Raw genomic sequence first — 19,216 nt, 5'->3', positions numbered from 1 at the left:
ATCCGGCCTCCTCTTACATCATGGACTGTTGATAATTTTCGATGCCAACCTGGGCAATCAGAGATTGCTGGGTTTCCAGCCAATCGAGGTATTCTTCTTCGTATTCCTGAATCTCTTCCAGCAGTTCGCGGCTAACGTAATCTTTAACCGATTCACAATAGGCAATGGCTTCTTTGAGGACTTCCAGCTGCTCGACAATCTGATCCAGATCGCACTGCAACATTTCGGCGGTATTTTCGCCAATGCGCAGACGATTCAGCTTCTGCAGATTAGGCAGACCTTCGAGAAATAAAATGCGTTCAATCAGTTTGTCGGCCTGTTTCATATCCTTGATGGATTTTTTGTAAGCCTTTTCATCCAGCTCAGAAAAACCCCAGTTTTTAAACATGCGGGCATGGAGAAAATACTGATTAATCGATGTGAGTTCGATGCTGAGAATCTGATTCAGATACTCGTTTACTTTGACGTCACCCTTCATGGCCGCGCTCCTTAAAAACTGAATAAACCAGTCTATGAATTAGCGCCGGGCTGCGCAAGCTTTAGGGCACTGAATGATTCAGAGGTGCCCTGGCCGTAAGAAGACAATATAAATGACTTCGATTATTACCTGCATTGGTAACAAGCGAACGGACGGCCACTGTGAGCTCAGTGGTCCGCCGGTTTGGTGCCGATATGGAAGCTGCCATCGGAGTGAAACTGTATAACCTGCGAGCGTTTTTTCCCTAACAGAAAAGGTTCGTCGTCGTAGAATAAAAAATTCTTCCAGTAACGGCGGAATATTTTCCAGCTGGTCTGCACCACATGCTCGGAGTGATAGCAGAAATACACCACCGTATTGTCGTCCCAGCTTAAATGCGCAGCAATCAGCTCAGGTAATTCATTGCTGTCACTGTCCCAGCATGTCTGCCAGTCGCCCTGCTCTGCCCAGACGCCATTACGTGCCGGCCAGTCATCACCCAGAAAGTGGCTGGCATGGGTCGCTTCTTTACTGATGTTCTGGCGCCAGAACTGCAAGGCTGCCACGGCAGTCAGCGGTTTGATATGTTCCAGATCTTCTGCAGCCACGGGTAACTCCCGATGGCGGAAAATCCAGCCTTGTTTGTAATCCGGCCAGGCAAGGTAATTCATACAGACTCACAGCGTAAAAGAGCCATAAGGGTAACATTTTCAACGGCAACTGCGGAATTGATCCGCGGGAATTATCGCATGACCACTGAGCGGCAGGGCTCAGCCAATAATGCGGTTACGGCCCAGCGATTTGGCACGGTACAGCGCTTTATCGGCACTCTGCACCAGATTTTTGATACTTTTTCCATGTTCAGGACAAGCCGCCAGACCCGCACTGACCGTCAGCGGGATACGACGGCCGGATGCTTTAAGGCTGGCATTTTCCAGTTGCTGGCGCAGCTCTTCACACACACTCAGACCAGCCGCAAGACTGGTATCCGGCATCAGCAACAGAAACTCCTCGCCTCCCCAGCGCATCAGAGTGTCACTCGCCCGCAGCCGTGAACGGAAGGTGTCAGATGCCAGTCGCAGTGCCCTGTCACCCACCTGATGTCCAAACTGGTCGTTGATGTTTTTAAAGGTATCCAGATCCAGTAAAGCAATCGTGAGCACGGTACGTTGCCGGATCGCCAGCTGTAACTGCTGTTCAAAGACCGCATAACCGGCACGGCGATTGAGCAGGCCGGTCAGTTCATCAATGGTCGCCAGTTCCCGCAACCGGACTTCCAGCTTTTTGTATTCATCAATATTGTGCACCATGCCCACCACCCGCAGTGCCCGGCCATTATCATCGCGGGCACAGACATAACCGCGGTCATGCACCCAGATATAGTCACCGTTGCGGGTTCGCAGACGGTATTCAATATCGTAAATATCCTGTTTACCGGAGACGTATTCTTCAGTGGCAACCAGAATACGTTCGGCATCCTCCGGATGCAGACTGTCTTGCCAGGTAAACAGGGTGTGCTGCACTTCGTAAGGGCCGTAACCCAGCATACGTTTAAGCTGAGGGGCATAAAACACGTCGTTGGTGGTCAGGTCCCAGTCCCAGATACCGTCCGAAGCTTCATTGAGTACAAACTGCATAATCGGCTCAAGATCATGCAGCGTTTTCTCGATTGCCTTGCGCTGGGTAATATCGCGGACCGATGACAACAGATATTCCGTACCATCCCAAACCACCACATGGCTGGAAACTTCTACCGGAAACTCACTGCCATCGGCGCGGATATGACGACCGGAAAAGACATAGTCAGGGTCTGAGCGGATTGCCTGTACGACCAGCTGCCAGTGAGCGAGGTCGCGGATATCCCGCTGCTGATCAAAGACCGTACGCTGCACCAGCTGCTCCCGGCTTAGCTTCTGCTGGCGGCCAGCTTCATCATTCACCGCCACAATTTCCGCCGTCTGCGGATTGACGATGTAAATGGCTTCTTTCAGCTGGTCGAATGCCTGCAGATAACCAAGCAGCTCCGGACCATATTCATGGCTCATATCAATACCTGTTCAGACGGTATTTCCGGCAGGACAATCCAAACCTTTGTCTCAAAGAATAGACCAATTGTGCCCCTGTACAGGAATGCCAGACATAAAAAAGGCCACTCAAGAGTGGCCTTCAGCAGCACCGTTTAAGGTATCAGTCCTTAAAGGTGTTTTTTGCGATAAAGCTTTGTACCGTTGCCAGATCAGCAGGCAGCACATTCAGGCGCTCTTCACGTTCCATCAGATCGGTCAGGTGATGCGGCAGTTTTGGCATATCGAAACCGGCACGCAGTACCGCTTCTTCAAACTTAACCGGATGCGCAGTTCCCAGAGTGATCATCGGAATGTTCTGGTTACGACGGCACTCGCGCGCAGCTTTCACGCCGATGGCGGTGTGCGGATCAAGCAGATATCCGGTTTCACCGAAGACTTCCTGCATAGTGGCGACAGTCATATCTTCACTGACTGCATAGCTGTCGAACAGTTCACGGGCTTTGGCCAGCTTATCTTCGTCCAGAGACACCACATCTTTTTTGGCGTTCATGCGTGCCATCAGATCAGCCAGTTTGGCACCGTCACGGTCATACAGATCGAACAGCAGACGCTCAAAGTTGCTGGATACCGCGATATCCATCGACGGCGTGATGGTGTGCTGCAGCGGATGTACTTCGTACTGATTCTTGCTCATCAGACGATGCAGAACATCGTTGCTGTTGGTGGCGATGATCAGCTGTTCAACCGGCAGGCCCATTTTCTTCGCCATGTAACCGGCGAAAATATCACCGAAGTTACCGGTTGGAACGGAATACGCCATCGGACGCAGCGGGCCACCCAGGTTCAGTGCGGAATAGAAGTAGTAAACGATCTGCGCCATGATGCGCGCCCAGTTGATGCTGTTTACGGCTACCAGTTTGCGCTCACCACGCAGGAACTGCTGGTCGCCAAAGCTGGCTTTAACCATGTCCTGCGCCTGATCGAAGTTACCTTCGATGGCGATATTGAAGATGTTGTCACCTTTAACCGTGGTCATCTGGCGACGCTGAACTTCAGACACCTTGCCGTGCGGGTGCAGAATAAAGATGTCGACGTTACGACAGGCTTTGGTGCCTTCAATCGCAGCAGAACCGGTATCGCCAGAGGTGGCCCCCATGATCACCACTTTCTCGTGGCGGCGTTCCAGCACGTAATCCAGCAGGCGACCCAGCAATTGCAGAGCAAAGTCTTTGAATGCCAGCGTCGGGCCGTGGAACAGTTCCAGTACGTATTCGTTGTGGTCAATCTGCTGCAGCGGAGCAACCGCTTTATGACCGAAGCCTGAATACACCTCATTCAGCATTTTCTGTAATGCGGCGGAATCCACACAGCCTTCCACGAACGGGTAAATCACCTTGTGTGCCAGTTCGGTGTACGGCAGGTCACGCCAGGATTCGATCTCTTCGAGGGAGAATTGCGGTACGTCTTTCGGCACATATAAGCCGCCGTCGGTGGCCAGGCCGGTCAGCAGTACGTCTTCAAAGGTCAGTTCCGGCGCATTACCGCGGGTAGAAATGTATTTCATCATGGGCGAAAGCCTGCGTGTCTTCCAAAGGTATGAAAAGGGGTGTGTAAAAAATGCGCGTAGTTTACATGGTTAAGGCCGCCGCTGCATCTTGCCTGCGGCCTGTTTACCGACAACGGCCGGCTACAGCTGCTCAAGCAGCTCCGGGCGGTAATCATCCACGCTCGGCGTCAGTCCCAGTCGCTCAATCTGCTTCTCCAGCTGGGCAATCTGAGTGTTCAGTTCATCCATGGTCAGCGTGTTGTCTTCCAGCTGGTGCAGATGCTTTGAACCGTGCAGGAAATAGTACTGGATGGTCACCGCCAGCGGGTTATCAGCCTCCAGCGCCGCATTCAGCTTTGCACTGGCCCGGTAAATCCGGTTCAGCGCCTGCTTCAGGCGCCAGACGTACATCACTTCAGTCAGTGCCGGATGATCTTTAAAGCGGTTAATCAGCACCGCAATCACGATGGCGGCGGTTGCCACACCCGCCGCATTGAGCCAGAAATTGGACTCTGCACCGCCCCACAGGGCGATATATAACGTTGAAAACCCCAGCGACAGAACCAGCAGCGTCGCGACCAGTGCCGCCTGAAAACGGTTCAGATGTTTTTTAAAGCGGGCCTTATCAATATTCTCAAGTTTCATGCTTACTCCTGCGACGACAGCGGACGAAAGAAATCGCCCAGCTCGCGGTATAAATCTTCGTTTAAAAAGCAGGACACATATTTGCCCTGTTTTTCGACCCGGATCAGTCCTGCATCCACCAGCGCTTTTACATGATGAGAGACGGTCGGCGCGCCAATGCTGAGTTTGCTGATAAAGTCGGCGACACCACAGCCAGCTACCGGGGCCGGTAAGCCCGTGCGGCTGTGCTCTGTTAAGGGCTGTTCCGCCTGATGATGACGCACAACTTCCAGGTACATCTGCAAACGGTTGGGATGAGCCAGTGCTTTAAAGGCATCGGCCAGCAGGTTCACCCCTTTATCGGTCAGTCGGCACATAGATTCACTGTGAACATCCGGAAAGTGGGCGGCAGTGTACTTCAGCCTCCGTCGTTTTAACACGATGGCAGGATAACACTTTGACAATGATCAAACTGTTTCTTAGCATCCGGTCAGTTCGACAATCGTCAAACTATAAACAGCCGCAAAACAAAAATAACCGTATCAGCCAACGGAGTTCTGCCATGCGCACCTTCCATAACAAAACCGCTCTGATTACCGGTGCCTCCAGTGGCATTGGCGAATCCTTTGCCCGCCAGCTGGCCGCCGCCGGTTGCCATCTGATTCTGGTGGCACGACGCGAAGACAAATTACTGGCGTTAAAACAGGAGCTGGAGCACAGCGCCGGCATCCGCGTGCAGGTGATCAGCCAGGATCTGGCTCAACCCGGCTCGGCCACAGAGCTGTTTAATAAAACCCAGACACTGCAGCTGCCCGTCGACCTGCTGATTAATAACGCCGGTTTTGCCCAGCATGGCTATCTGCTGGACGTGCCGATGCCGGTTCACAGCCAGATGATTCAGCTGATGGTCACCACCCTGACCGAGCTGACCTGGCTGTACGCCGCCGATATGAAACAACGCGGCGGCGGCCATATTCTGCTGGTGTCATCCCTGCTCGGCTTCTTACCCGGCCCGCAGTTTGCCAGCTACGCCGGCAGCAAAGCCTATGTACTCAACTTTGCCGAATCGCTGGCGCGGGAACTGCGCCCGCACAAAATTCACATCAGCGCTCTCTGCCCCGGCGGTACGGCCACCGAGTTTATGGATGTATCCGGACAGAAGATTGAAGGCCTGCGCACCCTCGCCATTATGAGCAGCGATTCAGTCGCACGCGCCGGTCTGAAAGGCGTGATAAAAGGCAGGGCCAGCGTTGTCCCCGGGCTGCTGTATAAAGCCTCGGTGTTTGGCATCCGCTTTATTCCGCGACAGCTGCAGGCCATTTTCGGCGAAGCGGCAACGCGCTAAGCGTTGCTGTTCTGCTGATCCAGCCATGCCTGAACGGCAGGGCCTGTGCCTATGGGCCAGGCCTTCAGCTTATTAATCGCAATGTGCTTATAGGCAGCCAGCTCGCTGGTATCCATCACGATTTCCCCTTCGGCGTGCACCTCATACACCAGCAACAGCTGGTTGGCCTGAGCGAAGGGGTAATGACCCAGAAAACGAACGGCGGTACTGCTGAGCCCCAACTCTTCTTTAATCTCGCGCACAATACCCTGCTCCGGCGTTTCACCAGACTCCACAAAACCACTGACCAGCGCCAGCATCCCCTCCGGCCAACCGACATTATTCACCAGCAGTACATGCTCTTGCGTCTCTGGCTGCGGACGGTGCAGAACAATTGCCGCAACCACCGGAACCGGGTTATTCCAGTGGATAAACCCACAGCCAATCCGCACGCAGACCCGTCGCTGATCCACCTTCCCGGGTTGCAACTCAGCCGCACAATGCGGGCAATAACGAAATTCCGGCATTCTGTTTTCTCCTGAAACATCAATGTAACGCTGCGATGAAATGCTGAAACGAAACGCAGCAAAACCGGCGCCACGCACATCCCACGTTTCCCCAGTTATAACTGCTTAAACCTGACAGCAACATGAACCGTTGCAAAAAGCAGTGGCTATCTGCCGACTTCTGGCACAAATGCCTCCTGCAAGCCTACCTACCAGTAGGTAGGCTAATCACTGTCGATACCAACAAACGCCCAGAGCGATGCCGCAATGACCACAAAATCTGCCAATGCCCGCCAGACCCGTCAGCAGCTGATTGATGTTGGCGCTGACCTGCTCTGCCGCCGTGGTTATACCGGCTTCAGCTATCAGGATCTGGCGCGCGAACTGGGCATCAGCAAACCCAGCGTGCATCACCACTTCGCACAGAAAGCCGACCTTGGCCTGGCACTGTGTGACTGGACCGAACAATGGCTGCGTGACGGTTTCGCGCACTTTGATCAGCATGGGCAAAATGCACCGGACAAACTGCAGCGTTATCTGCGCGCCGCCGCCAAACATACCTTTAACGAACACAAACAGTGCCCGCTCAGTGCCCTGCACAGCGATCTGGCACAACTGCCGGATGCCATGCGCGCACGCCTGAGTGACCTAAGCCGGCTCGAAGTGGATTGGGTTGCTGCGGTGTTCAGCCAGGGGCTGGCAGACGGCGAGCTGCAGGCTCCGGCCACCGCCAATGCTCAGGAACTGGCACAATTATTTATTTTTGCCTGCAAAGGCGCGCTGTATTACGCCCGCCTGTTAGGGCGTGAACACTTTGAGCAGAGCATGTCGCTGCTGCTGCAACAATGGCTGCCGGAGGCACAAGCGGCGCAATCACGCACAACCCTTTAACAATTTCCGACAGCCTTTTAACCATTTCCGAAACAGTAAAAAACAGCCAACAGGAATACCGATATGAGCAATGTCCACGGCGCCGTCAGCGCCCTGTTTGAACCCATCACCCTCGGCCCGCTGCAACTGAGCAACCGTATTGTTATGGCTCCGATGACCCGCACCTACTCGCCGGGCAACGTTCCCAATGAGCTGGTCGCCGCCTACTACGCCCGCCGCGCCGAAAATGAAGTGGGTCTGATCATTACCGAAGGCACCTGTGTTGGCCATAAAGCCGCTAACGGCTATCCGCGTGTTCCTTTTATTTATGGTGAAGACGCACTGGCCGGCTGGAAAAAAGTGGTCGATGCAGTACACGCCAAAGGCGGCAAAATCGCTCCACAGCTGTGGCACGTTGGCGCCATCCGTAAAGAAGGCGTGGAACCTGATCCGTCAGTACCGGGTTACAGCCCGTCCGGTCTGGTCAAAGCCGGTAAAGAAAATGGCGTAGCCATGAGCAAAGAAGATATTCAGGAAGTGATTGAAGCCTTCGCTCAGGCGGCTGAAGATTCCAAACGCATTGGCTTTGATGCGGTGGAAGTACACGGCGCCCACGGTTATTTAATCGACCAGTTCTTCTGGGAAGGCTCTAACCAGCGTACTGACGAATACGGCGGTGATCTGGTTGCCCGTACCCGTTTCGCCTGCGAAATTGTCTCTGCCATCCGCGACCGTGTTGGCCCGGATTTCCCGATTATTTTCCGTTTCTCCCAGTGGAAACAGCAGGATTACAGCGCCCGTCTGTGTGAAACCCCGGAAGAACTGGAAGCTTTCCTCAAGCCACTGATCGAAGCCGGTGTCGATATTTTCCATTGCTCAACCCGCCGTTTCTGGGAAAAAGAATTCGCAGGTTCCGACCTGAATCTGGCCGGTTGGACCAAAAAAATCACCGGTAAGCCGGTGATTACCGTCGGTTCTGTTGGCCTGAATGCCAGCTTTATTGATGAAGACAAACGCGACATGGTTGACGCCTCCGGTGTTGCCACCGCCTCCATCGATGAACTTGGCCAGCGCATGGCGGCCGGTGAGTTTGAACTGGTGGCCGTTGGCCGTGCACTGCTGCAGGACCCTGAGTGGGTACTGAAAGTCAAAGCAGGCCGCTATGACGAACTGGAAGACTACGATAAAAAATCGTTAATGCAGCTGGTGTAAATACCACGCAGATAACACAGAACGGGCCTGATCAGGGCCCGTTTTTATTTCTGTCCGTTAATACGGGCAATAAAAACGCTTTTATATTTCCCCGCCAGCAACAGAGTAGGCATTTCCGCAACCATCTGGCATGCTGCTGTTTTTATCCATCCGGATTCCCGCAATATGCCTGCTTCTCATACCAGCTGCCTCTGTGGTGCAGTAAAAATAACCGCAACCAATATCAACCCTAAATTTACGGTATGCCACTGCCAATCCTGCCGCACCTGGGGAGGCGCGCCTTTCTTTGCTGTTCAGTGTGGTACAGAGGTTACATTCGAAGGCGAAGACAATGTGAAAATGTACCAGTCATCCGCCTGGGCATCTCGCGGATTCTGCAGCGAATGCGGCACTCACTTGTTTTATAAATTAAAAGAAAGCGGTGAATACAACATGCCCGTTGGCCTGTTTCCAAAGCTGGAAGGGTTGAAAATGGTGATGCAATATTTCAGTGATGCCCGGCCTGATTACTACTGTTTTTCAAATGAAACTCAGGAAATGACAACCGCTGAAATCATGGCGTTTTTTGCTGAAAAAATGTAACCGAACCACCAGTAACCAGCTCAGCAGCAATCCGCCCCCTGCGCCATCCTGCGCGTTGCTGACACAGCCAACCATCAGGCAGTGTCAGCATTGACCAGCGGCCGAAGCCCCGGCATAGTTCAGCCAACTTTTCAGGCTGTACGCAGGACGCTTTATGAACTGGATATTCAACAACCTCTTCAGCATTATTCTGGCCATTATTATTATCAGCCTGGGCTGGAAACTATGGCGTAAAATCGCCATTAAATTGCGTGCCCGGCATATACAGAATTATGCCTTTCCCGGCACCTTAAAACGCAAGGTGGCACAGCGCTACCCCCATCTGGACGAAGCTCAGTTGGCGCTGGTGATCGACGGATTACGTGAATATTTTCAGATCTGTAATATCGCCGGACGCAAACCCGTTGCCATGCCCTCGCAGGTGGTCGACCTCGCCTGGCATGAATTTATTCTGTTCACCCGAAAATATCAGGAATTCTGCCGTTCCGCTTTTGGCCGTTTTCTGCACCACACACCGGCCGAAGCCATGAGCACGCCAACCACCGCCGCCAACGGCATTAAACGCGCCTGGCGTATTGCCTGCGCCCGGGAATGGCTGTCAGCCAAACAGCCCAGCAAACTGCCGTTACTGTTTGCGCTTGATGCCCAGCTGAATATTGACGACGGATTTTTTTACCAGCTCAACTGTCAGATGGCAGCAACAGGCCCAAACAAGAAAACACAACACGACACAACGCCTTACTGTGCCAGCCATATTGGCTGCGCTTCCGGTTGCTCCGGCAGTGGCGGCTGTAGCGGCAGTTGCTCATCGGGCTCCGACAGTGGCTGCAGCAGCGGCTGTGGAGGAGATTAAACGAGAGTGATCAAACACTCACAATCACAACAAAGGATTCAAGCATGTTAACGGATACAACCGGGCTGTTTTTATCGCTGATTTTTGGCTCCATCGGTTTTGGTTATTTTATTTACGGTAAGCGCCAAAGCCATAAAATCGCACTGTGGAGCGGCGTTGCCCTGATGATTTACCCCTACTTTGTATCTAATCACTACGCCATGGTGATGACCGGAGTTGGCCTGATGCTGGTGCCCAGGTTTTTACGTCTGGACTAACCTCAGCACTCATACTGTCCAGCAATGCTGCGCTCATAATACAGATGCAACCCAGCCAGCCCCATACACTCAACTGCGCTTCTCCCAGCCACCAGGCCGTTAATACCGCGGTGACCAGTTCCATAATAATAATCAGCGACGAGCGGCTGGCAGGTAAATGACTGACTCCCCATTGCGACCCGAAAGACACCGCCAGAAGCCAGGTTGCACCGTACAGCATGGCCAGCCAAACGGCGCTTGCCGATACCTGCAACAGCTGATCGGCATTAACTGTACCTGCCTGCCAAAGCCAGCTCAGCAACATAAAAAATGCGGCTCCCAGCAACATACTTTCTGCTTTTAATACCAGCGCAACCTGCTGCCCTTTACGGAATAAAATATTATTCGCTGCATAGGTAAAGCCGGCAATCAGCCCCAGAGTATCGCCTGTTCCCCAGGGCGTTTTCAGTAAAGCCGCCTGCCAGTCGCTACCCGGCTGAATACCCGCAACCAGCACCACCCCCAGCAAAGCCAGTATAATCATCAGCGCTTTGCCGGCACTGACGGTCTCATGCAGAAATAATCGTCCAAGCAAGGTGCTCCACACAGGTAGCAGATAAAACAGCACCATCACCCGCACCACATTGCCTTCCAGCAGCGCCAGCGAAAAACTGGCATTGGCCAGACCACCGACCAGAAATATTCCTGCTAACAACGCTTTATTCTGCTGCCAGTGCGCCAGTACCCTGTGCCACTGACGCCACAGGATCACCGTGGTCAGAACACTGGCCACACTGTACGCCATTAGCAGCAGTAATGAATGACTGATTCCGGCGCTTTCAATAGCGTTCAGCGGTATCCAGGCACTGCCCCAGAGAACCGACGCCAGAAACAGCACCGCCGCAGGATTCAGAAATTCACGCATACATACTCCCCGAAGCACCAAAACAAAACATGCGGATAAAAACTGCCCTTAAATGCGGCATAATTTTCTGTTTCAGATTTATTGATACGTTTCTCGCCCGACAATTTAGGGCATTTCTGTATGCCCTGTGCGCAAAAATCATTCATTTCTGTGCTTTGTAAGAATTGGCACACCATTCGCAAATACCGTAGAGATGCGAAAACAATGGGGTGTTCTGCATCGCTCGCGGAATTGCTACACTGAGTTCCGTTAATAGGTCGCTAGGGTTCCGGTTTGTGTTGTTAAACACGAACGACTGGTCCGAGAGCAACCGACCTCAGCCGCGTGCGGGGGTTACACGGAGGGATAAAAGCCCGGGAGATCACTGGAACATTCGCTCAGGCCAGCCTGTGCAATGCCCCTTGTATCCGCTCCGTTAACCCGAACAGGAGTGCGCTTATGCGCCGGCTGATTAATCAGAGAATTTCCCGCCCACTGGCTTTTTTTCTGGGCGCCCTGCCCTTTATTATCGCCATCCTGCTCTATATGGCAGCCTCAACCGAGCGCCTGAGCGACAATCCGAACGACAAATTACTGCCCGCCTTCAGCACCATGGGCGACACGCTGCTGCGCATGGCGACCGAAGAAAATAAACGCAGCGGCGATATTCTGCTCTGGGTCGATACCCTCGCCAGCCTTGAACGTCTGGCCATGGGCGTTGGTATCAGCGCAACGATTGCTCTGCTGTTTGGTTTAACACTGGGCGCCCTGCCGCTGCTGCGCGCAAATTTATCACCCTTTACCACCGCCATCTCGATGGTGCCGCCCATGGCCCTGCTGCCGGTACTGTTTATTGTTTTCGGCCTCGGTGAAGTATCGAAAGTAGTGCTGATTGTGATTGGTATCACGCCGTATTTAATCCGCGAATTACAAAGCCGCGTGTCGGAACTGCCGACCGAACAGTGGATTAAGGCACAGACTCTGGGCGCCAACAGCTGGCAATTAATGTTGCGCATGGTGCTGCCGCAAATGCTGCCACGCCTGGTCGATGCGCTGCGCCTGTCGATGGGTGCTGCCTGGTTATTTTTAATTGCCGCCGAGGCCATCGCCTCAACCGAAGGGCTTGGCTACCGGATTTTTCTGGTACGCCGTTATATGGCAATGGACGTCATCCTGCCTTATGTGGTGTGGATCAGCCTGCTGGCAATTATTTCTGATCAGTTACTGAAGCAACTGAACCGCAAATTATTCCCCTGGTATCAGCCGCAATAAATGCACTGATCTTCAGACGCAGGATAACCATAAGGTGGAATATGTATGAGTTTTATCGAATTTAAAAAAGTCAGCAAAACCTACGGCGATCAGCCGGTGCTGGACAATATCAATCTGAGCGTTAAAAAAGGCGAATTTGTGACCATGGTCGGAGCATCCGGCTGCGGCAAATCGACCTTTCTGAAAATGCTCTCCGGTCAGGAAAGCGCCAGCAAAGGCCAGTGTCTGCTGGATGGTCAGCCATTAACCGACGAGCCCAGTGTCGACCGCGGTATTGTGTTCCAGAAATACTCGGTATTCCCCCATCTGAGCGTGCTGGACAATGTCATTCTCGGGCTGGAATTTGCCCAGAGTAAATTGCTGGCCCGCCTGTTTGGTAAAGCCCGCGCTCAGGCCAGAGAAAAAGCCATGAATCTGTTGCAGCGGGTAGGACTGCACAGCGCCGCCAATAAGTATCCACATGAACTTTCCGGTGGTATGCAGCAGCGTCTGGCCATTGCTCAGGCATTAATTAAAGAGCCAAAAATCCTGCTGCTGGATGAGCCCTTCGGCGCCCTTGATCCGGGTATCCGTGCCGATATGCACCAGTTAATTCTGGATTTATGGCAGCAGACCGGCACCACTATTTTTATGGTCACCCACGATATTGGTGAGGGCTTTTATCTCGGCAGCCGTTTATTGGTATTCGATAAAGTCCGCCACGACCCTATGGCTCCCAATGCCTGGGGGGCGACCATTACCTACGATTTAAAACTGAACCAGGCCAATCATGGCCAGCTGGCCAAAAGCGGCGACAGCGCTCAGGAACATTCTTTATACAACGATATTCAGCACTCCGTTCATGCCACAGCCCGTGTGCAGGACGAGGCAGGCCCAAGCATTGGAATAAGTACCGGAGTAGGTGCCTGAATAGGCGCCTGAAGGAGAACATATGACTCAGTTAAGCAAAAAACATCAGCAATTTTATCAGGGCGAGGCCGTTTATCAGGATACGCTGGGAGGCGGCTGCCACTGGTCGATGCGGGTAAAAAAAGGCACGGTCATCACCTTTACCGACCTGCACGGCGGCGCCAATCTTGGTCTGTTAATGTTTAACCCATACGACCTGCTGGAAAAGTACAACGCACCGGATACCTTAAAATGCCAGCATACCTTCAAGCTGACTCAGGGCCACTGTCTGTATTCCGATATGGGCCGTATTTTTGCCTCTGTTGTGGCCGATGACTGCGGCTGGCACGACACCGTCTGCGGCAATATTAATAAAGCCATGGTGGCAGAAAAATGGGGCATTAAAACCTATCAGGAAGCCCGTAATGGCTGGACACAGAACGGCTATGACAGCTTTCTGGTGGAATTCGCCAAATACGGTCTGTCACGCAAAGATATGGCCGCCAACCTCAATCTGTTCAGTCAGGTGCAGACCGATGATCTGGGTAATATGCGCTACATCGGCGATGCATCAAAGGCCGGCAATGCCATCACTTTACGTTTCGAAATGGACACCCTGCTGATCATGCACACCTGTCCGCATCCGTTAAGCAATGCCGCCGAATATCCTGTGCGGCCGGTGCATTACCATCTGGGCAGAGCCGCCGTCGTTGCCGGTGATGATGAGTGTAAAAATCACTGCGCAGAAAATCAGCGCGGTTTTCACAACAATTTTCTCTATAACTTCTGCGAAGCCTGAGGAGCCGTACCATGATTAAAGCAAGCACACTGCAGCCCCAGGATGCCAGTTTCCGCCAGACAGTACTGGCCGGTGACTATTTTATTCACCGCATCGAAGCCGGTCAGACCCTGCGTATTCTCGATCTGGAAGGTAATCAGGCCGCCGATACGCTGTTTTATAATGCCGATGATCCCAGTGAACGCTACAGCGCCACCGATACCATCCGCGCCCAGGGTAATGTGTATCTGACGGCAGGCTCGGTATTAATGACTAACGAAAACCGTCCGCTGCTGGAAATTGTCGCCGACACCTGTGGCCGGCATGACACCTTAGGCGGTGCCTGCGCCACCGAATCGAATACCGTGCGCTACAGTCTGGAAAAAAAGTGCATGCACGCCTGCCGTGACAGCTGGATGCTGGCTATTAACGAGCATGAAGAATACGGGCTGGATAAAGCCGATATTACCCACAATATTAATTTCTTTATGAATGTACCGGTCACCGCTGAAGGAGGACTGACCTTTGCCGATGGCATTTCCGATGCCGGTAAATATGTCGAGCTGAAAGCCCTGATGAACACCATCGTGCTGATATCCAACTGCCCGCAGCTGAACAACCCCTGCAATGCCTATAACCCGACACCGATTGAAGTGATTGTCTGGTAAATCTGCCTGCCGATCAGAAAATTCATATTTCAAGCAGCCGGACGACCGGCAGGCTTCAGTATTTATGCAGGACGACCTGCCTCTTGTGCAACAACATACGTGAAGTGAAACAAGACATTTAAGAATGAGGCAAGACCATGTTTAAAAAAGTCTTAATCGCCAACCGTGGCGCCATTGCCAGCCGTATTATCCGCACCCTGAAAAAAATGAATATTCAGGCGGTTGCGGTTTACCATCAGGCCGACCAGCATTCGTTGCATGTCCAGCAGGCCGATGAGGCTTTCTGCTTGGGTGATGGCACGGTCGCGGATACTTACCTGAATCAGGATAAAATCCTGCAGATTGCCAAAGACTGCGGTGCTGAAGCCATTCACCCCGGTTATGGTTTTTTAAGCGAAAATACCGGCTTCTCCCATGCCTGTGATCAGGCTGGCGTGGTCTTTCTTGGCCCCAGCGCCGCACAAATGGATGCCTTTGGTTTAAAACATTCAGCGCGTGCACTGGCGCAGGACAATAAGGTTCCGCTGCTGCCGGGCACCGAACTGCTGACCGATATTCACAGCGCCATCATTGAGGCCGGGCGTATTGGTTATCCGGTGATGCTCAAAAGCACCGCCGGTGGTGGCGGTATTGGTATGCAACTGTGTTACAGCGAGGCCGAACTGCAACAGGCGTTTGCTTCGGTGAAACGCTTAAGCGCCAATAACTTTGCCAACGATGGCGTATTTATCGAAAAATTTGTCGAAAAAGCCCGCCATATCGAAGTACAGATTTTTGGTGACGGTAAGGGCCAGGTACTGGCATTGGGCGAGCGCGACTGTTCCATTCAGCGCCGCAATCAGAAAGTGCTGGAAGAAACACCGGCACCGGGTTTAACCGCCCAGCAGCGGGAGGCATTACACACCACGGCAGCGCGTCTGGGCCGCTCGGTTAATTACCGCAGTGCCGGTACGGTCGAATTTATTTACGATGCAGATTCCGGCGAATTTTATTTCCTCGAAGTGAATACCCGCTTACAGGTTGAGCACGGCGTTACCGAAGAAGTCTACGGTATTGATCTAGTGGAATGGATGGTGCGCCTTGGTGCCGGTGAAACGCTGCCACTGACAGAACATTTCACACCCAAAGGCCACAGCATTCAGGCACGGATTTATGCCGAAGATCCGGCACAGGATTTTCAGCCCTGTGCCGGCTTATTAAGCAATGTGCGCTGGCCACAACACCTCTTGTTGCAATCTCAGTCTGATAAGGCCTCAGGCTGGCCATCACTGCGTATTGATACCTGGGTAGAAAGCGGCTCAGAAGTACCGGCTCTGTTCGATCCTATGCTGGCCAAAGTGATTGCCACCGCCGCCAACCGCGATCAGGCGCTGGCAACCCTGGCGGAGGCGCTGGCCGACACAGAATTGTACGGACTGGAATGTAACCGCCGTTATCTGCTCGATATTCTTAAGGATAAGCGCGTACAAGCCGGTGACGTGTACACCCAGTTATTAAAAACACTGCAACACCAGCCCACCAGCGTGCAGGTATTAACCGCCGGAACACAAACCACCGTTCAGGATTTACCCGCGCGCATTGGCTATTGGGATATTGGCGTGCCACCGTCAGGCCCGTTCGATGGCTATTCTTTTGCTCTCGGTAACCGTTTACTCGGCAATGCAGAGCAGGCCGCGGGTCTGGAAATTACTTTAAAAGGCCCGGTGCTTAAATTTAACGCACCGACAAGGATATTACTGGCCGGTGCCACCACCAACGCCAGCCTGACCCGAGCGGGCCTACCCCCTGGCAGCCTGAGCCACAACAGTACAACCAGTGATATTGAATTCTGGCAGGTCATTGATATTAATGCCGGCGATATTCTCGACTGCGGCAGCGTTGGCAGTGCTGGTGCACGGGCTTATTGTTTAATTGCCGGTGGTTTTAACTGTCCGGATTATCTGGGCTCAAAATCTACCTTTACGCTTGGTCAGTTTGGCGGCCATAACGGTCGCGCATTATTACCGGGCGATGTGCTGCATTTTTCCGCAGATAATAAAGCAGAACCCGCAACTCTTAACGATCCGGCTTTGCTGCCCGCGATTGCCAACGGGTGGGAATTACGGGTTATTTATGGCCCACACGGCGCGCCGGAATTTTTTACCGACAGCGATATTGAGCGCTTCTTTGCCCACACCTGGGAAGTGCACTACAACTCCAGCCGCACCGGTGTGCGCCTGATTGGCCCCAAACCGGAATGGGCACGGGCCGACGGTGGTGAAGCCGGGTTACACCCATCCAATATCCACGACAATGCCTACGCCATTGGTACCGTCGATTTTACCGGTGATATGCCGGTGATTTTAGGGCCGGACGGCCCGAGTCTGGGCGGCTTTGTCTGCCCGGCCACGGTGATAACCGCGGATTTATGGAAACTCGGCCAGTTAAAAGCCGGCGATAAAATCCGCTTTCTGCCGGTCAGCCAGCAAACCGCGGTGGCCTTAAACCGCGCGCAGCAAAACAGCCTGACAACACTGAGTGCAGAGGATTGTGCGGTTGAGCGCTGGTTACCGCAAAGCCCGATTGTGCATAGCATCGCTTATACCGGTCAGGCAGACTCACACCCGACCGGTGTCGTTTATCGCCCCAGTGGGGATCAGTATTTACTGGTGGAATACGGTCCGCTGCAGCTGGATATCCGCTTGCGCTTCCGCGTTCATGCCTTAATGCAGTATTTAAACACACAGAATATTACCGGCCTGTGGGAGCTGACACCGGGCATCCGCTCGCTGCAGCTGCACTACGATTCCACCCGCTTAAGTCAGCAGGAATTACTGCAGATATTAATTGCCGCCGAAGATCAGCTGGGCGACTTGCAGGATGCCGAAGTGCCGTCGCGCATTGTTCACCTGCCACTGTCGTGGAACGACGAAGCCTGCCAGCTGGCGGTGAATAAATACATGCAATCGGTACGGGCCGATGCGCCCTGGTGCCCGGATAATATTGAATTTATCCGCCGCATTAATGGCCTGAATTCCATTGATGAAGTGAAAGATATTGTCTTTAACGCCAGTTATCTGGTGATGGGCTTAGGCGATGTGTATTTAGGTGCTCCGGTGGCAACGCCCATGGACCCGCGCCACCGTCTGGTCACCACCAAATATAATCCGGCGCGTACCTGGACGGCAGAAAACTCCGTCGGTATCGGTGGCGCTTATATGTGCATTTACGGCATGGAAGGCCCGGGCGGTTATCAGTTTGTTGGCCGTACCCTGCAGATGTGGAACCGCTATAAAACCACCCGCGAATTTACCCAGCCCTGGCTGCTGCGCTTTTTCGATCAGGTGCGTTTTTACGAGGTCAGCCACGACGAACTGATGACGATCCGCCAGCAGTTTCCCCATGGCCAGTACCCAATAAAAATTGAAGAAACCCGCTTTAATCTGGCGGAATACGAACGCTTTTTGCAGGAACAGGGCGCAGGTATTTCAGCCTTCCAGCAGGAACGGCAAAAAGCCTTTCAGGCAGAACTGGAAGAATGGAAAGCCTCAGGCAAATTCCATTACGACAGCGAACCTTCGGTGCTGGAAGAAAGCGATGAACGTCCGCTGGCAGAGGGTGAATTCAGCATCGACAGCCATGTATCCGGCAACGTCTGGCAATGTCTGGTTAAACCCGGCGATCAGGTCAGCGCCGGTCAGCCTCTGGTGGTGCTGGAATCCATGAAGATGGAAATTGAAGTCAGCAGCCATCAGGGCGGTACCGTGGTGGAAGTGCTGCGCACAACCGGCCAGAGCGTCAGTCCGGGCAAAGCCCTGGTCATTCTGCAAACAGCCGGTAACGGGGGGTAATCACTCCCCACTCCTCTGTGGCAGATACTGGTAATGCCCGCTAATCCGGTAACGGAATAACATATCCTCCAGCACCGGACCGGCGCCAATGTTATGCACGATTAACGGCCTGCCGGAGCCCGGCGCATAGCGATCGCTGACCACGCCAATATGCGGCAGGTTGCCCGGCAGCATCCAGGTGACCAGATCCCCCGGCTGATAATCGGCCGGGTTATCACTGACGGCTAATTTCTGGCCATTACGCTGAAAAAACGCCTGTAAATTCGGCACCCGGCGATGGTCAATATTGGTATCGGTACGGGTCATACCCCAGATACGGCGCGATGGATAAGCGGCAAAATCAGCCACCATATCTTCGTGCACCCGTTGCTGTAAATCGATACCCAGAGCGCGGTAGCTGCGGATCACCACATCGGTGCACACACCAATGTCTGGCGCCACATCACCATTGGGATAGGCAATTTTCTGGTAAGCGCCGTCATAGCGCACCTGCAGAGTCGTACGCTGCAATGCCGCGGCCACCAGCTCCTGACGGAAAGCCGCGGCGCTGCCCTCCCCGGCATTAACCTGCACTGTGGCCAGTATAAAGACCAGCAGCGTTACGCCGGGCAACCATTTCAATGTCTGCATCCTGTTCAT

Annotated in this window: 20 protein-coding genes and 1 riboswitch; of the genes, 11 read left to right on the top strand and 9 right to left on the bottom strand. The window is 53.2% G+C overall.

Going from position 1 to position 19,216, the window contains the following annotated elements:
* Window positions 1-13: 13 nt before the first annotated feature.
* From bfr to LGT44_RS09980, 6 genes are all read right to left on the bottom strand, one after another.
* Window positions 14-478 (bottom strand): bacterioferritin, encoded by a 465-nt coding sequence (gene bfr / locus LGT44_RS10005; RefSeq protein ID WP_145470033.1) that lies wholly within the window; start codon window positions 476-478, stop codon window positions 14-16.
* A 167-nt stretch (window positions 479-645) separates the two neighbouring features.
* Window positions 646-1,128: a DUF2947 domain-containing protein gene (locus tag LGT44_RS10000; protein ID WP_145470032.1), complete on the bottom strand. Its 483-nt coding sequence runs from the start codon at window positions 1,126-1,128 to the stop codon at window positions 646-648.
* A gap of 99 nt (window positions 1,129-1,227) precedes the next feature.
* On the bottom strand, window positions 1,228-2,502 hold the full coding sequence (locus tag LGT44_RS09995) for a sensor domain-containing diguanylate cyclase (RefSeq protein WP_230330426.1): 1,275 nt from the start codon (window positions 2,500-2,502) through the stop codon (window positions 1,228-1,230).
* Window positions 2,503-2,644: 142 nt separating this feature from the next.
* Complete coding sequence (thrC, locus tag LGT44_RS09990; protein ID WP_225690970.1) at window positions 2,645-4,048, bottom strand: threonine synthase; 1,404 nt, start codon at window positions 4,046-4,048, stop codon at window positions 2,645-2,647.
* A 123-nt stretch (window positions 4,049-4,171) separates the two neighbouring features.
* Complete coding sequence (locus LGT44_RS09985; protein ID WP_230330425.1) at window positions 4,172-4,675, bottom strand: DUF3087 domain-containing protein; 504 nt, start codon at window positions 4,673-4,675, stop codon at window positions 4,172-4,174.
* Between the two features lie 2 nt (window positions 4,676-4,677).
* Window positions 4,678-5,031 carry an ArsR/SmtB family transcription factor gene (locus LGT44_RS09980; protein ID WP_225690930.1) on the bottom strand — a complete coding sequence of 118 codons (354 nt, stop codon included), beginning with the start codon at window positions 5,029-5,031 and terminating at the stop codon, window positions 4,678-4,680.
* A gap of 185 nt (window positions 5,032-5,216) precedes the next feature.
* Here LGT44_RS09980 and LGT44_RS09975 point away from each other — a divergent pair, with 185 nt between their 5' ends.
* Complete coding sequence (locus LGT44_RS09975) at window positions 5,217-5,999, top strand: SDR family NAD(P)-dependent oxidoreductase (protein WP_230330424.1); 783 nt, start codon at window positions 5,217-5,219, stop codon at window positions 5,997-5,999.
* Here LGT44_RS09975 and LGT44_RS09970 read toward each other — a convergent pair.
* Window positions 5,996-6,505 carry an NUDIX domain-containing protein gene (locus LGT44_RS09970; protein ID WP_230330423.1) on the bottom strand — a complete coding sequence of 170 codons (510 nt, stop codon included), beginning with the start codon at window positions 6,503-6,505 and terminating at the stop codon, window positions 5,996-5,998. The two genes, LGT44_RS09975 and LGT44_RS09970, sit on opposite strands and share 4 nt — an antisense overlap.
* A gap of 246 nt (window positions 6,506-6,751) precedes the next feature.
* Here LGT44_RS09970 and LGT44_RS09965 point away from each other — a divergent pair, with 246 nt between their 5' ends.
* From LGT44_RS09965 to LGT44_RS09945, 5 genes are all read left to right on the top strand, one after another.
* Entirely contained in the window at window positions 6,752-7,375 is a 624-nt protein-coding gene (locus LGT44_RS09965) for a TetR/AcrR family transcriptional regulator (protein ID WP_230330422.1), read from the top strand.
* A 63-nt stretch (window positions 7,376-7,438) separates the two neighbouring features.
* Window positions 7,439-8,566, top strand: coding sequence for an NADH:flavin oxidoreductase (locus LGT44_RS09960; RefSeq protein WP_230330421.1), 1,128 nt, complete (start codon window positions 7,439-7,441; stop codon window positions 8,564-8,566).
* A gap of 165 nt (window positions 8,567-8,731) precedes the next feature.
* Complete coding sequence (locus LGT44_RS09955) at window positions 8,732-9,148, top strand: GFA family protein (RefSeq protein WP_145470024.1); 417 nt, start codon at window positions 8,732-8,734, stop codon at window positions 9,146-9,148.
* A 154-nt stretch (window positions 9,149-9,302) separates the two neighbouring features.
* Complete coding sequence (locus LGT44_RS09950; protein WP_230330420.1) at window positions 9,303-10,001, top strand: glycine-rich domain-containing protein; 699 nt, start codon at window positions 9,303-9,305, stop codon at window positions 9,999-10,001.
* Between the two features lie 44 nt (window positions 10,002-10,045).
* The gene (locus tag LGT44_RS09945) at window positions 10,046-10,258 is read left to right on the top strand and encodes a hypothetical protein (RefSeq protein ID WP_230330419.1); all 213 of its coding nucleotides are present in this window, start codon (window positions 10,046-10,048) and stop codon (window positions 10,256-10,258) included.
* On the opposite strand, the gene LGT44_RS09940 is transcribed toward LGT44_RS09945, so the two are convergent.
* Entirely contained in the window at window positions 10,188-11,162 is a 975-nt protein-coding gene (locus LGT44_RS09940; protein WP_230330418.1) for a DMT family transporter, read from the bottom strand. The genes LGT44_RS09945 and LGT44_RS09940 overlap by 71 nt on opposite strands.
* A gap of 249 nt (window positions 11,163-11,411) precedes the next feature.
* Window positions 11,412-11,524, top strand: a riboswitch (guanidine-I (ykkC/yxkD leader).
* A gap of 76 nt (window positions 11,525-11,600) precedes the next feature.
* On the opposite strand from LGT44_RS09940, the gene LGT44_RS09935 reads away from it, so the two are divergent.
* The 5 genes from LGT44_RS09935 (at window position 11,601) to uca (ending at window position 18,577) form a co-directional block, all read left to right on the top strand.
* Window positions 11,601-12,413 (top strand): ABC transporter permease, encoded by an 813-nt coding sequence (locus tag LGT44_RS09935; protein ID WP_145470020.1) that lies wholly within the window; start codon window positions 11,601-11,603, stop codon window positions 12,411-12,413.
* Window positions 12,414-12,458: 45 nt separating this feature from the next.
* Complete coding sequence (locus LGT44_RS09930; protein WP_230330417.1) at window positions 12,459-13,322, top strand: ABC transporter ATP-binding protein; 864 nt, start codon at window positions 12,459-12,461, stop codon at window positions 13,320-13,322.
* 22 nt (window positions 13,323-13,344) lie between these two features.
* The gene (locus LGT44_RS09925) at window positions 13,345-14,100 is read left to right on the top strand and encodes an urea amidolyase associated protein UAAP1 (protein ID WP_230330416.1); all 756 of its coding nucleotides are present in this window, start codon (window positions 13,345-13,347) and stop codon (window positions 14,098-14,100) included.
* Window positions 14,101-14,111: 11 nt separating this feature from the next.
* Window positions 14,112-14,747 (top strand): urea amidolyase associated protein UAAP2, encoded by a 636-nt coding sequence (locus LGT44_RS09920; protein WP_230330415.1) that lies wholly within the window; start codon window positions 14,112-14,114, stop codon window positions 14,745-14,747.
* Between the two features lie 137 nt (window positions 14,748-14,884).
* Window positions 14,885-18,577 (top strand): urea carboxylase, encoded by a 3,693-nt coding sequence (gene uca / locus LGT44_RS09915; protein ID WP_230330414.1) that lies wholly within the window; start codon window positions 14,885-14,887, stop codon window positions 18,575-18,577.
* Here uca and LGT44_RS09910 read toward each other — a convergent pair whose 3' ends face one another.
* Window positions 18,578-19,216 (bottom strand): DUF1287 domain-containing protein, encoded by a 639-nt coding sequence (locus tag LGT44_RS09910; protein ID WP_230330413.1) that lies wholly within the window; start codon window positions 19,214-19,216, stop codon window positions 18,578-18,580. It abuts the gene before it with no gap.

This window comes from Thalassolituus alkanivorans, from assembly GCF_020447205.1.
Lineage (GTDB): Bacteria > Pseudomonadota > Gammaproteobacteria > Pseudomonadales > Oceanobacteraceae > Venatoribacter > Venatoribacter alkanivorans.
Note: the sequence above shows the minus strand (reverse complement) of the source record. Positions and strands in the feature narration are given on the sequence as shown.

Bases quoted from the DNA above. Each gene is read 5' to 3' on its own strand.
- bfr (WP_145470033.1), bottom strand. From the start codon at position 478: ATGAAGGGTGACGTCAAAGTAAACGAGTATCTGAATCAGATTCTCAGC.
- LGT44_RS10000 (WP_145470032.1), bottom strand. From the start codon at position 1,128: ATGAATTACCTTGCCTGGCCGGATTACAAACAAGGCTGGATTTTCCGC.
- LGT44_RS09995 (WP_230330426.1), bottom strand. From the start codon at position 2,502: ATGAGCCATGAATATGGTCCGGAGCTGCTTGGTTATCTGCAGGCATTC.
- thrC (WP_225690970.1), bottom strand. From the start codon at position 4,048: ATGAAATACATTTCTACCCGCGGTAATGCGCCGGAACTGACCTTTGAA.
- LGT44_RS09985 (WP_230330425.1), bottom strand. From the start codon at position 4,675: ATGAAACTTGAGAATATTGATAAGGCCCGCTTTAAAAAACATCTGAAC.
- LGT44_RS09980 (WP_225690930.1), bottom strand. From the start codon at position 5,031: ATGTGCCGACTGACCGATAAAGGGGTGAACCTGCTGGCCGATGCCTTT.
- LGT44_RS09975 (WP_230330424.1), top strand. From the start codon at position 5,217: ATGCGCACCTTCCATAACAAAACCGCTCTGATTACCGGTGCCTCCAGT.
- LGT44_RS09970 (WP_230330423.1), bottom strand. From the start codon at position 6,505: ATGCCGGAATTTCGTTATTGCCCGCATTGTGCGGCTGAGTTGCAACCC.
- LGT44_RS09965 (WP_230330422.1), top strand. From the start codon at position 6,752: ATGACCACAAAATCTGCCAATGCCCGCCAGACCCGTCAGCAGCTGATT.
- LGT44_RS09960 (WP_230330421.1), top strand. From the start codon at position 7,439: ATGAGCAATGTCCACGGCGCCGTCAGCGCCCTGTTTGAACCCATCACC.
- LGT44_RS09955 (WP_145470024.1), top strand. From the start codon at position 8,732: ATGCCTGCTTCTCATACCAGCTGCCTCTGTGGTGCAGTAAAAATAACC.
- LGT44_RS09950 (WP_230330420.1), top strand. From the start codon at position 9,303: ATGAACTGGATATTCAACAACCTCTTCAGCATTATTCTGGCCATTATT.
- LGT44_RS09945 (WP_230330419.1), top strand. From the start codon at position 10,046: ATGTTAACGGATACAACCGGGCTGTTTTTATCGCTGATTTTTGGCTCC.
- LGT44_RS09940 (WP_230330418.1), bottom strand. From the start codon at position 11,162: ATGCGTGAATTTCTGAATCCTGCGGCGGTGCTGTTTCTGGCGTCGGTT.
- LGT44_RS09935 (WP_145470020.1), top strand. From the start codon at position 11,601: ATGCGCCGGCTGATTAATCAGAGAATTTCCCGCCCACTGGCTTTTTTT.
- LGT44_RS09930 (WP_230330417.1), top strand. From the start codon at position 12,459: ATGAGTTTTATCGAATTTAAAAAAGTCAGCAAAACCTACGGCGATCAG.
- LGT44_RS09925 (WP_230330416.1), top strand. From the start codon at position 13,345: ATGACTCAGTTAAGCAAAAAACATCAGCAATTTTATCAGGGCGAGGCC.
- LGT44_RS09920 (WP_230330415.1), top strand. From the start codon at position 14,112: ATGATTAAAGCAAGCACACTGCAGCCCCAGGATGCCAGTTTCCGCCAG.
- uca (WP_230330414.1), top strand. From the start codon at position 14,885: ATGTTTAAAAAAGTCTTAATCGCCAACCGTGGCGCCATTGCCAGCCGT.
- LGT44_RS09910 (WP_230330413.1), bottom strand. From the start codon at position 19,216: ATGAACAGGATGCAGACATTGAAATGGTTGCCCGGCGTAACGCTGCTG.